The organism is Gracilibacillus marinus, from assembly GCF_042651725.1.
Lineage (GTDB): Bacteria > Bacillota > Bacilli > Bacillales > Amphibacillaceae > Gracilibacillus > Gracilibacillus marinus.
Window position 1 is genome coordinate 796975 of sequence record NZ_JBHSDV010000001.1, and the last position, 15709, is coordinate 812683.

The 15709-nt window shown below is 33.1% G+C and carries 14 protein-coding genes; 8 read left to right on the top strand and 6 right to left on the bottom strand.

Annotated features, from left to right (window positions below; genetic code table 11):
* Nucleotides 1-104: 104 nt before the first annotated feature.
* Genes ACFOZ1_RS03455 through pepF form a run of 3 tightly spaced genes read left to right on the top strand, consistent with a single transcriptional unit; the run spans nt 105 to nt 4522 of the window.
* On the top strand, nt 105-1499 hold the full coding sequence (locus ACFOZ1_RS03455) for an MDR family MFS transporter (protein WP_390195891.1): 1395 nt from the start codon (nt 105-107) through the stop codon (nt 1497-1499).
* Between the two features lie 49 nt (nt 1500-1548).
* Nucleotides 1549-2637 (top strand): competence protein CoiA, encoded by a 1089-nt coding sequence (locus ACFOZ1_RS03460; RefSeq protein ID WP_390195894.1) that lies wholly within the window; start codon nt 1549-1551, stop codon nt 2635-2637.
* 55 nt (nt 2638-2692) lie between these two features.
* Nucleotides 2693-4522: an oligoendopeptidase F gene (gene pepF, locus ACFOZ1_RS03465; protein ID WP_390195897.1), complete on the top strand. Its 1830-nt coding sequence runs from the start codon at nt 2693-2695 to the stop codon at nt 4520-4522.
* A gap of 578 nt (nt 4523-5100) precedes the next feature.
* Here the strand turns inward: pepF and ACFOZ1_RS03470 are convergent.
* The 4 genes from ACFOZ1_RS03470 to ACFOZ1_RS03485 all read right to left on the bottom strand — a co-directional run bounded on the left by ACFOZ1_RS03470 (nt 5101) and on the right by ACFOZ1_RS03485 (nt 7645).
* Nucleotides 5101-5298, bottom strand: coding sequence for a hypothetical protein (locus ACFOZ1_RS03470; RefSeq protein ID WP_390195899.1), 198 nt, complete (start codon nt 5296-5298; stop codon nt 5101-5103).
* A gap of 275 nt (nt 5299-5573) precedes the next feature.
* Nucleotides 5574-6470 carry a ClpXP adapter SpxH family protein gene (locus ACFOZ1_RS03475; protein WP_390195902.1) on the bottom strand — a complete coding sequence of 299 codons (897 nt, stop codon included), beginning with the start codon at nt 6468-6470 and terminating at the stop codon, nt 5574-5576.
* A complete protein-coding gene (locus tag ACFOZ1_RS03480; protein WP_390198045.1) occupies nt 6467-6868 on the bottom strand; it encodes a globin domain-containing protein in 402 nt (133 codons plus the stop codon). The genes ACFOZ1_RS03475 and ACFOZ1_RS03480 overlap by 4 nt, the downstream gene beginning before the upstream one ends.
* A 207-nt stretch (nt 6869-7075) precedes the next feature.
* Entirely contained in the window at nt 7076-7645 is a 570-nt protein-coding gene (locus tag ACFOZ1_RS03485) for a CYTH domain-containing protein (protein ID WP_390195905.1), read from the bottom strand.
* Between the two features lie 205 nt (nt 7646-7850).
* On the opposite strand from ACFOZ1_RS03485, the gene yjbM reads away from it, so the two are divergent.
* The 3 genes from yjbM to ACFOZ1_RS03500 are packed head-to-tail and all read left to right on the top strand — an operon-like array spanning nt 7851 to nt 10203.
* A complete protein-coding gene (gene yjbM, locus ACFOZ1_RS03490) occupies nt 7851-8474 on the top strand; it encodes a GTP diphosphokinase (RefSeq protein WP_390195906.1) in 624 nt (207 codons plus the stop codon).
* A 15-nt stretch (nt 8475-8489) separates the two neighbouring features.
* A complete protein-coding gene (locus ACFOZ1_RS03495; RefSeq protein ID WP_390195909.1) occupies nt 8490-9293 on the top strand; it encodes an NAD kinase in 804 nt (267 codons plus the stop codon).
* Between the two features lie 16 nt (nt 9294-9309).
* Nucleotides 9310-10203: an RluA family pseudouridine synthase gene (locus ACFOZ1_RS03500; RefSeq protein ID WP_390195911.1), complete on the top strand. Its 894-nt coding sequence runs from the start codon at nt 9310-9312 to the stop codon at nt 10201-10203.
* A gap of 50 nt (nt 10204-10253) precedes the next feature.
* Here the strand turns inward: ACFOZ1_RS03500 and prpE are convergent, their stop codons facing one another.
* Together prpE and ACFOZ1_RS03510 are read right to left on the bottom strand one after the other, a co-directional pair.
* A complete protein-coding gene (prpE, locus tag ACFOZ1_RS03505; RefSeq protein ID WP_390195914.1) occupies nt 10254-10985 on the bottom strand; it encodes a bis(5'-nucleosyl)-tetraphosphatase PrpE in 732 nt (243 codons plus the stop codon).
* Between the two features lie 28 nt (nt 10986-11013).
* Nucleotides 11014-12204 carry an FtsW/RodA/SpoVE family cell cycle protein gene (locus ACFOZ1_RS03510; RefSeq protein WP_390195917.1) on the bottom strand — a complete coding sequence of 397 codons (1191 nt, stop codon included), beginning with the start codon at nt 12202-12204 and terminating at the stop codon, nt 11014-11016.
* 194 nt (nt 12205-12398) lie between these two features.
* Here ACFOZ1_RS03510 and mgtE point away from each other — a divergent pair, with 194 nt between their 5' ends.
* Both mgtE and ACFOZ1_RS03520 read left to right on the top strand, forming a co-directional pair.
* Entirely contained in the window at nt 12399-13769 is a 1371-nt protein-coding gene (gene mgtE / locus ACFOZ1_RS03515) for a magnesium transporter (RefSeq protein WP_390195920.1), read from the top strand.
* 4 nt (nt 13770-13773) lie between these two features.
* Nucleotides 13774-15618, top strand: coding sequence for a monovalent cation:proton antiporter family protein (locus ACFOZ1_RS03520; RefSeq protein ID WP_390195923.1), 1845 nt, complete (start codon nt 13774-13776; stop codon nt 15616-15618).
* The last annotated feature ends 91 nt before the right edge of the window (nt 15619-15709 follow it).

The window sequence follows — 15709 nt, forward strand, 5'->3', positions numbered from 1 at the left end:
TATTTCGGGTTACGAAATATTTTGTGTTACTATAGAGAAGTGATGATGGAATAAAAAGCAAAAGAATGACGTAACATAAAGTATGACAGAAAGGAATCAAAGTTATGACCGAAGAAAAAATAAATCGAATACCATTAATGGCTGTACTTATTTCTGGTGCTTTTGTTGCTATTTTAAATCAGACACTACTTGGTACAGCATTACCTCATATTTATTCAGATTTGCAGATTGAACCGAGTTTAGCGCAATGGCTTCAATCTATTTTTATGCTAGTAAATGGGATTATGATACCAATAACCGCTTTCTTAATTGGAAAATTCTCTACGCGTGCATTATTTCTAACAGCAATGGGTAGTTTTGCTTTAGGTACACTTGTTTGTGCAATTGCCCCAGGTTTTTATGTATTGTTAATTGGTCGAGTATTACAAGCGAGCGGTGCAGGGATAATGATGCCATTAATGCAAACAATTATGTTTCTTATTTTCCCGATTGACAAAAGAGGATCTGCAATGGGAATGTTTGGTCTAGTCATTGCATTTGCACCAGCAATAGGACCTACATTATCTGGGTATTTAGTAGAACATTTTCCGTGGAGAAGTTTGTTCTATGTTGTTTTGCCAATTGCAATTATTGATATCGTTGTTGCATATAAAATCTTAAAAAATGTAACGAAAAAGACGAATCCTAAACTTGATATTCTATCCATTATCTTATCCACACTCGGTTTCGGTGGATTATTGTATGGTTTTAGTATTGCAGGTGACGTGAATCATGGTTGGACAAGTCCACTTGTGTATATTCCATTACTTATTGGAGCAATCACATTATTTTTATTTATTAAGAGACAGTATCAATTGTCTCAGCCAATACTTGAATTTAGAATTTTTCAATACAAAATGTTTACATTAACAACAATTATCGGAATGGTTTCTTTTTTCTCTATGATTGGTGGAGCAATTATATTGCCAATAATGATGCAAGATTATTTAGGATTTAGTGCATTTGAATCTGGTCTCATGCTATTGCCAGGTGCAATTCTAATGGGATTAATGAACCCAATTACAGGTAGATTATTTGATCGATTCGGTGGGAAATGGTTGGCAATAATTGGTTTAGGGCTTGTTGTCATTACAACATTTATGTTCTCTTTTCTTACAACGGAGACAACCTTTTTATACTTAACTCTCGTGAATGCAGTTCGGATGTTCGGGATTGCGATGGTAATGATGCCAGTGACTACAGCAGGATTAAATCAATTACCAAACAAAATGATTTCGCATGGCACTGCTATGAATAATACAATGAGACAAATGGCAGGAGCTTTAGGAACTGCGCTGCTTGTTTCCATTATGTTGAATCAAGCCGAACCAAATAATGGAGTAGAAGGAATGCTACACGGTGTGAATATATCCTTCTTTGTTGCGGGTGTTATTGCAATCTGTGGTTTTATTTTAGCATTCTATATTAAAAACTCGATACCAGGAAAATTATCTAATTAAGCAGGAAAAATCACCTTCATGTCGAATTAATGATATGGAGGTGATTTTTTTGTTACAAGCAGAGTTAGCAGACGGATCAAAAATAGCTTTATTTCGCTTAACCAAGCAAGAGATTAGCCAATTGAAACAACAGGAATCTTTTTATTGTCCAGAGTGTAAAGATGAAGTAATTATAAAGGCGGGTGAAAAAGTCATTCCTCATTTTGCACATCAAACAAAAACGGCTTGTTGTCATAGTGGAGAAGGGGCATATCATGAGAATGGTAAAATGGATTTGTTTGAGTGGTTCCGTAATCAAAAGATACCAGTGATGTTAGAAGTGTATTTAAAAGAAATCAAACAAAGACCTGATTTATTGGTGAAATTAGGATCTAAAACAATTGCAATTGAATATCAATGTGCAACAATTTCGACAAAAGAAATGATCAAACGATCCAATCAATATAGAGCAATTAACATTATTCCAATATGGATATTAGGTGGCAACAGAATAAAGCGAATTAGTAACAATCAATTAAGAATTTCTAAGTTAGATGCTACTTATATTCACCAATTCCATGAAAATTTCCCACATACTCTCTATTATTATTGTAGTAAACAAAAATTATTTCTTCTTTATCGAGACATTCATTATTTATCCGCATCTAACGTCATTGCAAATATGACAATCTATCCATTACAAGAAGCTACATGGAAAGAATTATTCACAGTTAAACAACTGAACAAAGGTCAATTAGTCAAAGCCTGGAAATATGAATTATCTAATTGGAGAAATAGGCCTGTGCCTTTTCACAACAGAGTGGAAACGGCATTTAGACAATGGTTGTACTTGAATCATTTCTCTGTCCACACACTCCCATACTATACGCATCTACCAATAGCCAATCAAATGTACTTCAAACTACCCCCATGGGTCTGGCAAAGCCGCTTATATATTCAACTAATAGTAAAAAAGAAAAAGTTCACACTAAATGAAGCAGAACATCTACTACGCACACACCTTATCAACCCATCTGAATTTCCTTTACTCTCCTTCTATAACCATCCCATTGCGGAATATTTTCAATTACTTGAGCGTATAGGTATTTTAAGAAGTAATGGACAAAATATGTATGAAGTAATTCGTGTGACTGTATGATTATGCTGATTGTAAGTTATAATAAAGAAGTAGACAAAAGATACCAAAGGAGGAAATGAGATTGGCCAAAAATCAAAAATCATTACCATTACGAACAGAGATACCTGAAGAACTTACATGGAAATTAGAAGATATTTTTGCAACAGATGAATTGTGGGATAAGGAATGGCAAGATGTAAAGGAATTGTTATCTGGTTTCTCTTCCTTTCAAGGTCAATTAAGTCAATCAGCTCAGAAATTATTTGAATTATTTCAATTACAGGATGAAGTATCTGATCGTTTAAGTACACTATATACATATGCACATATGAGATACGATCAAGATACGACAAATGCTTTTTACCAAGCAATGAATAGTAAGGCAGAGAATTTAATTACACAAGCGTCTAGTGTTATGAGTTTTATTGTGCCTGAGATTTTACAATTAGAAGAAGACAAGCTAACTGAGTTTGTGAAACAATACGAACCATTACACTTGTACAAACATACATTGGATGAAATCAATCGAAAGCGTCCACATGTGCTTTCAGAGAAAGAAGAAGCTTTATTAGCAGAAGCTTCAGAAGTGACTGATAATGCATCGCAAACTTTCGGTATGTTAAATAATGCTGATCTGACATTCCCTAGCATAAAAGATGAGAATGGAGAGGAAGTGGATTTAACACACGGCAGATATATTAATTTTCTCGAATCAAAAGATCGTCGTGTTCGTCAAGATGCTTTTAAAGCAATGTATCAAACATTTGGAAACTTTAAGAATACATTTGCGTCTACATTGCAAGGAACTGTAAAAAAGGATAATTTTTATGCGAAAATACGTCAGTACAATTCTGCGCGTCATGCGGCATTAAATCAACACAATATTCCAGAGTCCGTTTATGATAATTTAATTGAAGCAATACATGATGGATTACCCTTACTTCAAAGATATATTGCCTTACGTAAGAAAGTGATGAATTTAGATGAATTGCACATGTATGATTTATATACACCACTCGTTAATGATATTGATATGAAATTTAGTTATGAGAAAGCACAAGAAACGGTGTTAGAAGCATTAAAACCTTTAGGTGAAGATTATTTATCTATTATGAAAAAAGCTTTTACAGATAGATGGATTGATGTAGAAGAAAACAAAGGTAAAAGAAGTGGCGCATATTCGTCAGGTTCTTATTCTACAAATCCGTATATTTTAATGAATTGGCAAGATAATTTAAATAATTTATTTACTCTTGCACATGAATTAGGTCATTCTATGCACAGTTATTATACACATGAAAACCAACCATATCGTTATGGTAATTACTCTATTTTCGTGGCAGAAGTAGCATCTACATGCAATGAAGCATTATTAAATGAGTATCTTGTGGAAAAAACAACAGATAAAAAAGAAAAGTTATATTTACTAAATCACTTTTTAGAAGGTTTTAGAGGAACTGTATTTAGACAAACAATGTTTGCAGAATTTGAACATATGATTCATACACATGCTCAAGACGGAGAAGCATTAACTGCAGAGAGCCTAACAACTATGTATTATGAATTAAATAAAAAATATTTTGGTGAAGATTTAGTCATAGATGAAGAAATAGGTCTAGAATGGGCTAGAATCCCTCATTTTTACTACAATTACTATGTCTATCAATATGCTACAGGCTACGCGTGTGCACAATCACTTGCGAATCAAATTTTAAATGAAAAAGAACCTGCTGTAAAACGCTATATTGATTATTTAAGTGCTGGAAGTAGTGATTATCCTATTGAAGTACTAAAACGTGCAGGAGTGGATATGACAGAAAAGACACCTGTTATCAATGCGTTAAAAGTATTTGAGGACAAACTAACAGAGATGGAACAGTTGCTGGAAGAATTAAATATGAATTAATCCAGAAAATAAGAAGTCGAATATTACACTCGACTTCTTATTTATGTAATTCAGCATAATGTACGTGTAAACTTAATGTAAAGTTACTTGAAATAGCTATACATATCTTGTAGCATATTGTATAGTGTGTGTAGAACGTACATTCGCGTAACGCATCACACTATAATGAAATAGGTGCATACACATGTCTGTCCACCGCACAAAATACGAATGATGCCACATTTATTGTTTCGTAATAAAGGGATGATACGACACCACTCTAATTATTAATTGTAAAATGAATGATGTACGTATACCCCGCTCAGGTGAAGTTCTACAATGTTTGCAAGTGAATATATTTTAGATTGTTACAAATAGGAGCTTATATTGTTTATAATGATACGTACTCTAAAAACAAAATCATAGCTGAAGCAGTTGCAAAAAACAAATAAAATCCCAAAGTAACCAAACAGAAATATCTAAAATAAACAAAACCCAAATGATTCGGTAAATAACTTTCGAATCATTTGGATTTGTGTAATTAAAGAATTTTTTTGTCCTAATTTTACATTCACATCCAACAATCAAATAATTACTTATTATCGATTTCTTATAGATGGAAAGGTGACATTTTTTTTATATCCTTTAAATGTTTTTCGCCCATAGGAGTAATAGATTGCTAAATAAAAAACAATAAATAATAATGGAGCTGTGAAATAAAGAGGGATAAAACGCATCAACCCGAATAGATTTAATACAATTGCAAACACTATCAAAATGGTCCAAACGATACGCATCTGACATCACTCCATAACGTAATGAATTAGTATTACATTATGCATAAAGAGAGAAGAATAGAAGTGTGACACTTTTGTGAATTGTTGAACATATGTGTTGTAAAAATAAAAAATGCTTGCTATAGTATAAGTATGAAATGTTTACAAACAAAACCCCTTTGTTTGACCTAAACTTTCTCCCATCCCTTATCTAGTAATAGATATAAAAAAATCCATGTGCGAAACATGGATTTTTTTATTGCTTAGTAATATTGAAAAATAATGGCATGAAATAGTTAAGATTGGCTATATCGCCAGAAAGATCCATACTTAACTGGAACTTTTTCCACAACTTGCTTTAATAATAATTTTTTCATTTCTCGTTCTGTCTTTTCAATAGACCAATCAAATACTACAGCAATTTCTTTTGTTGCTACAAATTCATAGTGTGATAAAAAGTCAATTAAAGCAGGATTTTTTGCAGGTAATGGGTCTCTTTGCAACATTTGCTTTAATACTTTCACGTAAATATCATACGGGTATATACCAGATATTTTTATCCCTTCTGCTTCATCTGATTCATTAAAGAAAACCATTGTCGGAATGTATTCTACATCCATTTCTTTCGTTATTTTTAAGTCACATTGTAATGCATTTTTAGCAGATTGCGAATGCAAATCTTGATGAAATTCATCAACATCTAAATGCAACGACTCCGCACACTCTAATAAGATTGATTCGCTAGAGATATCCTTTTTTTCAAGAAAAGCAAGTTCTTGTACCTTTCGAAGGAATTTTTTCCCCGCTTTTTTACCTTGTAATTCAGCAGCTTTTATAGCAATAGATGTAAGTTTCGGTTCACTAATTGGATTCTCTAACCAAATATCTCCGTCACAACACATTCCTGTGCGATTCGCTGTCTTTTCCCAAATATCTTTTAATTTACGAGGACGTTCAAATTTGTCTTTGTTTAAATTTGTTAATTGACCACTTAAAACTGTTCGAATCGTAAAAAATCTACCGTATTCTACAGATAACTTCTTTAAATATGGTTCTAATGACCAACATTCCGGACAAAGTGGATCAACAAATACATATATTTCAACAGGTTTTTTTAACACATCAATAAATCGAAATTGTGTCGTATGATTACGATCTTGAGGTTGCCAAGACCCTGTAGAATTCCAATTCACATTGATTCTCCTTTCTCTTCGTCAGGTGTATTCATCATGTGATTGGCTGTGAGTGCTAGTCGTTCGAACATGACACTCCTAATTGGTTCTTCAATCATTGCTTCATCTAATGCGCCTTCCATACAAGAAAGCCAAGCATCTCTTCTTGTAGGAGTGATAGGAAAGCGTAAATGTCTTTTTCTCATCATTGGATGTCCATGTTCTTGTATATATAACGGTGGTCCACCAAAAAATTGTGTTAAAAATTGCTTTTGTTTACGAGCTACTTCTGTGAAATCATTTGGGAAAATAGGGATTAAATCTGGATGTTTACTTACCCTGCTATAAAATGCTTCTACCAATTGATTGATTTTTTCTTGTCCACCAATAGCTTCATAAATAGATCCTGCTTCTTTCATTTCTTCCAAACCTTTCATCCACGTATTATGGGTAAAACATGTAATACTCTTAACAATTTATGAATTCTTAAATTGTTAAAGAAAGTTCATAATTGTTACTATATTGTAACAGTTAGACAGATAAACTAGCAAATAAAGTGATTCATGATAAAGTACAGTGTTTATAAAGAAGAACTGTTATTGAACAGTTAGGTATTAGATTATAGCTTAGATTGAATCATAAAAACGCTGAATTTTGTTTTTCGTATCACGTTTCGGTATGTGAAATTTAGCCAGTATCTCGCCAAAAACTTTTTTTCCAAAATCAGCATCTGTTGTTTCTAATTCTAATTCATAATCTTCTTTATTGTTATATTTGCTATGATCGAGTACCACTAATGTATCCTGATAAGGGATTTCCATACGTATTGTTTCTAATTTCCCGCCATATTTGAGTAACTTCGTATTTATATCAGAAAGTTGCATCAGAATTTTCTTTGGTAAATCAATGTTGTTTGTTATCCAATTGTTAAATGTTTCTTTTGAAATTTGTTCGTGTGTTTCTAATAATCCAGGTCCATTTGGATTGGGCTCTTTTAGTGTCGCAATGTACATATTATTTTTTAGACGAACTCTAAGTGCAGCACCATGTTTCTTTAGTGAGAAATCTTTTGTCTCAAAGTAATGATTCACTTGCGTACTTTCTGTATAACGATAAGTTTGAAAAAAAGATAATAATTGCTCGTATTCATTTTTTGTCAATAAATTCTTATATTCAATTTCTATTTCTTGAGACAAAGTATATGCCTCCTTTTACAATATTTATTAGACCATTACTTGTTTTCATCTAAATAACTCCAAAAAGTATTAGTCACTCTTCATTCTTATTGTGCGTGTATTTATAAAAAAATGCAAAAATTATACTCGAAAGATAAGAAGTTTTCGTAAACTAATTGTTAAATATGGTAAGATATACATAGATAAAGAATAGGTGGTGCACGGCATGAATTGGAAAACTTTCTTGGCACCTTATGCACAGGTGGTAGAAGAATTAAAAGTTAAATTAAGGGGCATGCGTAGTCAGTTTGAACATGAAACAAATCATTCACCAATTGAATTTGTGACTGGAAGAGTGAAACCTATTTCTAGTATAAAAGAGAAAATGAATCGAAAGAATATTCCTATGGATAAAATAGAAAGTGATTTACAAGATATTGCGGGAGTAAGAGTAGTATGTCAGTTTGTTGATGATATTTATGATATTGTAGAGCGTCTGAAATCACGTCAAGATTTTGTAGTAATCGAAGAACGTGATTATATTAGACGCAAAAAGGAAAGTGGGTATCGATCCTATCATCTAATTATTGAATACCCTGTCGAAACCATTCATGGAACTAAGTTTCTAGTTGCAGAAATACAAATACGCACATTAGCGATGAATTTTTGGGCAACAAATGAACATTCATTGAATTATAAATATGCTGGTCAAATGCCAGAAAAAGTGCAAGCAAGATTGAAGAATGCAGCAGAAGCAGCTTTCAAATTAGATGAAGAAATGTCAAAAATTAAAGATGAAATATTAGAAGCACAACGAGTATATCACTCAAATAAAGAAAATCATACATAATAGAGGTGGTTTGAAATGCGTTTTAGTATCCTGTCAAAAGGTGACCAGAAATCAGATAAATTAAAAGGTAGAATGCGCCAGTATTTAGAAGAATTCTCTTTAGTATATGATGAAAAAGAGCCAGATCTTGCTATATCTGTCGGTGGAGATGGAACATTTCTAGAAGCCTTTCATACATATCAAAATCGATTGGAAGAGACCGCATTTATTGGGGTGCATACAGGTCATTTAGGTTTTTATGCAGATTGGTTACCAGATGAAATCGAAAAATTGATTATTGAGATTGCTAAGAACCCTTATGAGATTGTAGAATATCCGCTATTAGATATATTTATTCATCCAGCGAATAGTGGAGAAACACAAAGATTTCTCGCTTTAAATGAAGCGTCCGTCAAATCTACGGATGGGACTGTCGTAATGGATTTCTTTATAAATGGTGCTCATTTCGAAAGATTTAGAGGTGATGGATTGTGTATCTCTACACCTTCAGGAAGTACAGCATATAATAAAGCATTAGGTGGTGCCATTATTCACCCATCACTAGACGCCTATCAAATTACAGAAATGGCTTCGATAAATAATCGGGTGTTTCGTACAATTGGCTCCCCTTTAATATTACCGAAACATCATGTATGTGATTTAAAACCACTTCATCATGATAAATGTTTTTTAATTACAATTGATCATCACACAGGTTCATATACGAACATTGATACAATCGAATGTCGAGTATCAGAAAAAAAAATCCGATTTGCTCGATTCCGTTCATTTCCATTTTGGAAAAGAGTACATGATTCGTTTATTACAGACCAGAGGTAGGTAAGGAGTAAGTAAATTGAAATGGCAAATTGATACACATCATGATCAGACATTATTACGTGATTATTTAAGAAACGTTTGTGGCTTTTCCAAAAGAACGTTAGCACAAGTAAAATATCATGGTGGTAAGATCCTAGTGAATAATGAACCGAAAACAGTAAGGTATGTTGTTGCAAAAGGTGACATCATTCAAGTGATTTTTCCACCTGAGATACGTAGTGCATATATGAAACCAGAACCTATTCCACTTTCCATTGTTTATGAGGATGATGATGTACTTGTGATTAACAAGCAGCCACATATTGCAACAATTCCTTCGATACATCATCCGAATCATACGATTGCAAATGGCGTGCTACATCATTATGACCAACAAAAGCTACCATATACTGTCCATGTTGTTACGAGGTTGGACCGAGATACATCCGGCCTTTTGTTAATTGCAAAACATCGATATGCTCATGCGATACTGTTTCATTCACAACAAAAAGGTGAAGTGAAACGAACCTATAATGCAGTCGTTGAAGGAATTGTAAAACCTAGCAGTGGAACGATTCATGCACCTATTAATAGAGATCCTAATTCCATTTTGAAACGAATGGTAGCAGAAGATGGTCAAGAGGCTATCACACATTATTGTGTGTTAAATTATTGGTCAGGACACTCTCTAGTTGAATTGAATTTAGAGACAGGGCGTACACATCAAATCAGAGTGCATCTTTCGGACAAAGGGTATCCATTAGCTGGAGATACATTATATGGTGGCAAAAAACAGGTTATAAATAGACAAGCATTACATTGTATTAAGTTAGAATTTGTGCACCCTATTACAAATAAACGGATGGTATTCACAATAGGATTGCATGATGACATCAAACAGATAGAGCAGAATTTAAAAAATAATGGATAAAAAACAGCGTGCGTATCATCATAAGTGAGATGTTATGCACGCTGTATTAGTTATTGGAATTTCTCTTTAATAAATGGTTGTTTAGATGGAACGCTTGTAATACGTTGCTCTGGGAAACTAATCGCAGTTAACTTGTTACCAAAAACGCATCCTGTGTCAATATTGACAGTATGATTCACAAACCTTGGTTCTAATACAGGAGTATGGCCATATACAATCCATCTCTCTCCATGATAAGAAGACGCCCAATCTCTTCGTACCGGTCTGCCGTCAGGTAATGTTTCTCCAGTAATATCTCCATACAGTACAAATGTTTTTACTTTGTTTGAATAACTTCCAATATAGGATTCCTTTATACCTGCGTGTGCAATAACGAGATTTAATTCTGTGATTATCTCATATAACGATGATTGTTCGTATAATGTCATCCACTTTTGCTTGATTATTTTTTGTTTTTCTATTGGACATTGCTTATATTCTTCTACTGTTGTTTCAATTCCATGCTGTAGTTTTATATTATTACCAAGGAAATATCTATACAATTTGTTACAATGATTTCCTGGTACATAATATGCCAGTTGTTGTTCAATTACGAGCTGATATGCAAGCTCGATTACTTTCAAAGAATTTGGACCTCGATCTGTTAAATCTCCAACGAATGCTAACTTCCTATTGTTAGGATGCATAAGGATACCATCAACAAATTGATATCCTAATTGATTAATTAGTAACAATAATTCTTCATAACAACCATGCACATCACCAATGATATCGAGTTTCATCCAATCTCCTCACTTAATTAGAAATAAATTAAGACTCATCGAACATGTACGTTTTTAATCGGTAATAGACGTTTAAAGCAATTCCAATTGCAATTAAGTAGGTTAAAGAGGAACTTCCTCCATAACTAATTAGAGGAAGAGGTAATCCTGTAATTGGTAGAAGCTGTATGGACATACCGATATTTTGAAATACTTGAAATGCAAACATTCCTATAATACCTGTGATTAAGTAACTACCAAATGGATCTTTACATTTTAATGCAACATGTATGAGACGGTATATTAGTAAGAAATAAATTGTAATCACAATACTTGCTCCAATAAAACCGAACTGTTCAGAAATTGCTGTAAAAATAAAATCTGTGTGATTTTCAGGTATTCCTTGGGTTACTTCGAATCCATGCACACCTTTTCCAGACAATTGGCCAGAGCCTATAGCTCGCATTGCACGAACTAATTGATAGGCATCTCCTTGACTATATTCCTCTGGATTCAACCATGCATTAAACCGACCTTGCACATGATCAAGACCAGATGCTTTTAGAAAGTCATTCATTTGATTTGGCAGAAGTATATACACGCCAACAATGAGCACACCTGTTACTAGTACACTACCCACAATCGCAAATATTATTCTCCATTTAATTCCTGATACTAAAATCATACATACAGTAATTGCAGTTAATACTAAGACACCACCAAGGTCAGGTTGTTTTACTAGAAAGAATATAGGAACAAGAGCGGTTAATGCAATTTTCCCTAATAAAAGTAAATCCATTTTCACAGTATGTTCAGGATATTTTTCTTTATGTGCAACAATAATGTGTGCCAGAAAAATAATGAGAAATACTTTCATGAATTCCGCTGGTTGAATGGTTCCAAATCCAGGTATTTTAAACCAACCCCAAGCACCATTTACATTATGAGCAATATATGGAGGGAAATGAAAATATAACATCAATAATGTAATAATCCCAAAACCATAAAAAAGCCAGGATACTTGCCGTAATCTATCATAGTCTACAAACATAATTGCAGTTATAACGACAACACCAACAATATACCATTGTATTTGTTTTAAATAATAGCCATCTCCATATTTTGTTTGCGCAAGCAATGGATCAAGTGTATATAATGTAAAAACACTAATGACACCAAGTAAGATAACGATAAATATAAGCATATAATCAATTTTTGAATTTGTATTTTCTTCAGACATGTATACGTACCTTTCTATTGATATAATTCTCTATTCATAGTATAGAGTATTTCATACATTTTGAGAAATGAAAATAATGTAATAAGGAAAAAGTAAGTTAAAATTAATGTAAATTATGCGTAATTTGAAGTATGGTATGTTATTCTTTTAAAAAAGAAAACTAATTGTGTTGTTGAAGCAAGGGGGCAAGAAAAATGGAACAATTAGAAAAACACGAACGCATGCAAATATGGGAAAATATCCAACAAGCTTTAATGAATGAACAAATTGATCAGTTCCGAGCGGATTTTCTTGAATTGCACCCATATGATCAAGCAAAGATTTTTGAGGAACAAGATGGAGAAGTTCGCTTCTTAATATACACATATTTATCACCAAAAGAGATGGCAGAGGTTATGGAACATGTTGATCGAGATTTAGTGACGACATTCATCGCTGAAATGGTACCAGCTTTTGCGGCAAAGGTCTTTGAGGAAATGTCGACAGATGATGCTGTAGATATATTAAATGAATTAGATAAAAATAAAGTAGCAAGCTTCTTAACAATTATGAATAAAGAAGAGTCAGAAGAGATAAAAGAATTGCTGCATTATGAAGAAAAAACAGCTGGTAGTATTATGACAACAGAATTTGTTGTTATTCATCATGAAATGACAGTGAAAGAAGCCATGCGACATTTAAGAAAAGAAGCACCAGATGCAGAGACAATTTATTATATTTATGTTGTGGATTCATTTAAGAAATTAGTTGGTGTCATTTCTTTACGTGATTTAATTATCGCGGAAGGAGACTGGCTAATTCAAGAAGTAATGAGTGAGCGCGTCGTTTCTGTTCCGGTAGGTGAAGATCAAGAGGATATTGCACAAATGATGCGAGATTATGACTTTCTAGCATTACCTGTCGTCGATTTCCAAAATCATTTATTAGGGATTATTACTGTCGATGACATTATGGATGTTATGGAAGAAGAAGCAAGTGATGACTATTCGAAACTTGCTGGTATTTCAGATGTAGAAAGCTTTGGAGATACAGCACTACAATCAGCGAAAAAAAGACTACCATGGTTAATTGCATTATTATTTTTAGGTATGTTTACAGCAAGTATTATAAGTCGTTTTGAACATACTTTAGACCAAGTTGCATTACTAGCTGCATTTATTCCAGTTATTGCAGGAATGGCAGGGAACACTGGAACACAAGCACTTGCTGTTGCAGTGAGAAGTATCTCTACAGGCGATATAGATAAGATTGGCAAGGCGTCAGTTATGTGGCAAGAAGCCAAAACTGGTGTCATAACTGGTACAACATGTGGTGTTCTGATTACACTCATCGTTGCATTTTGGTATGGTGAATTATATCTAGGTATACTTGTGGGCATCTCTATTATGGCAACATTAATTGTTGCTACAATTGCGGGAGCATTTGTACCACTTGTGATGCATCGTTTTAATATAGACCCTGCTGTTGCATCAGGTCCATTTATTACTACATTAAATGATATTATATCTATGTTTATATATTTTGGACTTGCAACACTATTTATGAATTTATTATTAGGAGGATGAATAGATGGAACATGGAGAATCAATAAGCTCTTTAGTAATTGTAGTTATTGCAGCATTTTTAACACCAATCCTCTTACATCGATTTAAATTAAAAATGATACCTGTTGTAGTCGCTGAGATTATTGTTGGTTTAATTATTGGACAGACAGGATTTAACTTAGTTGATAAAAGCAGTTGGTTAGAGACACTTTCTACACTAGGTTTTATATTTTTAATGTTTCTAAGTGGATTAGAAATTGATTTCACACTATTTTCAAATAAGCGAAGAAAGAATAAGACAACGACAAACATGCCAAATCCAGTAATGATTGCAACACTTATCTTTATCGCAATCTTCATTTTGTCAGCTGGATTATCATACTTATTTGTTTTATTTGGATTTATAGATAATATCTTTTTAATGACATTGATTATTTCAACCATTTCTTTAGGTGTAGTTGTGCCCACATTGAAAGAAGCGCAAGCAATGCAGACAACAATTGGACAAACTATCTTGCTGATTGCGGTGATTGCAGATTTAGCAACAATGATTTTATTAGCTGTATTTGTGTCATTCTATGGTGAAGGCTCAGGAAATATGTGGTTACTATTAATCTTATTCGGTGTCGGTTTTCTACTTTACTTTGTCGGCAAGTACTTTAGAAATCAGTCTTTCTTAGAAGCGATGTCTAAAGGTACGATTCAAATTGGGACAAGAGCAGTATTTACATTGATTATCTTTTTAGTCGCTTTATCAGAATCTGTTGGTGCTGAGAATATTTTAGGAGCCTTTTTAGCAGGTGCGCTCGTATCATTACTTGCGCCTAATCAAGATCTAGTACAAAAATTAGATAGTTTTGGTTATGGATTTTTGATACCGATTTTCTTTGTAATGGTAGGTGTAGAGTTAGATTTATGGGCATTATTTGATGAACCAAAAGTACTTTTACTCATTCCACTTCTATTCATTGCATTATTAATATCAAAAGTCATTCCAGTAGCATTATTAAAAAAATGGTATGATACAAAAACAGTTTTTGCAGCAAGTATGTTACTAACATCCACATTATCATTAGTCATTGCAGCAGCAACAATTGGTGAGCGACTGGGTGTTATAACAAGTGAGATGAATGGAGCACTTGTCATGGTTGCGGTATTGTCCTGTATTATTACACCATCCTTTTTTAAAAAATTCTTCGTTAATCAAGAAGAAGTGGAATATATGCAAACAATTTCGTTTATTGGCATTAATCAAGCAACCATTCCTGTTGTTAGAGAATTAGATACTAATGAATTTGAAGTGCATTTATTTCATACAAAACAAGAAAATATTGATGACAAGCATAGTAGATCAATTTTCGATATTAATGAAATGGCCGATTATAATGTGCAAACATTGGATTATGCTGGTGTATTTAATCATGATATTGTTGTTGTATCAACAGGTGACGAACGAAAAAATGAAGAAATTGCTACATATGCAAAAAATAAAGGTGTAGAGCGCGTAATTGCACGTATTGAAGTACCATCCATTGAAAAAAATCTAAGAGCAATTGGTGTAGATGTCTTCTCTGTATTACTTTCTTCCAAGACACTGCTAAAAGCATTAATTGAAGCACCTAATGTTGTGAATATTTTTACCCAACAAGACAGTGCATTATATGAAATTAATATGAATAATAGCCATTATGATGGCATCATGCTTCGAGAATTTCCGTTTACTGGTGATGTGATCATGGTTAGAATATTTAGAGGGAAAGATTCAATTGTTCCACATGGAGATACAGAATTAAGATTAGGCGATCGGTTAATCGTAACAGGGTCTCAAGAGTATGTACAAGAATTACAACGCTTATTAGAATATGTGTAAAAATATGTTGTGCAATTACCAAAGATTAGTTAATATAGTATCAGGTAATAATGCTAAGTTATAGAACTAGTTATAACATTTCAGGGAGGCT

Coding starts and splice junctions, on each gene's coding strand:
- yjbM (WP_390195906.1), top strand. CDS start 7,851: ATGAATTGGAAAACTTTCTTGGCACCTTATGCACAGGTGGTAGAAGAA.
- ACFOZ1_RS03520 (WP_390195923.1), top strand. CDS start 13,774: ATGGAACATGGAGAATCAATAAGCTCTTTAGTAATTGTAGTTATTGCA.
- ACFOZ1_RS03480 (WP_390198045.1), bottom strand. CDS start 6,868: ATGAAAGAAGCAGGATCTATTTATGAAGCTATTGGTGGACAAGAAAAA.
- ACFOZ1_RS03470 (WP_390195899.1), bottom strand. CDS start 5,298: ATGCGTATCGTTTGGACCATTTTGATAGTGTTTGCAATTGTATTAAAT.
- prpE (WP_390195914.1), bottom strand. CDS start 10,985: ATGAAACTCGATATCATTGGTGATGTGCATGGTTGTTATGAAGAATTA.
- ACFOZ1_RS03510 (WP_390195917.1), bottom strand. CDS start 12,204: ATGTCTGAAGAAAATACAAATTCAAAAATTGATTATATGCTTATATTT.
- ACFOZ1_RS03495 (WP_390195909.1), top strand. CDS start 8,490: ATGCGTTTTAGTATCCTGTCAAAAGGTGACCAGAAATCAGATAAATTA.
- pepF (WP_390195897.1), top strand. CDS start 2,693: ATGAGATTGGCCAAAAATCAAAAATCATTACCATTACGAACAGAGATA.
- ACFOZ1_RS03455 (WP_390195891.1), top strand. CDS start 105: ATGACCGAAGAAAAAATAAATCGAATACCATTAATGGCTGTACTTATT.
- mgtE (WP_390195920.1), top strand. CDS start 12,399: ATGGAACAATTAGAAAAACACGAACGCATGCAAATATGGGAAAATATC.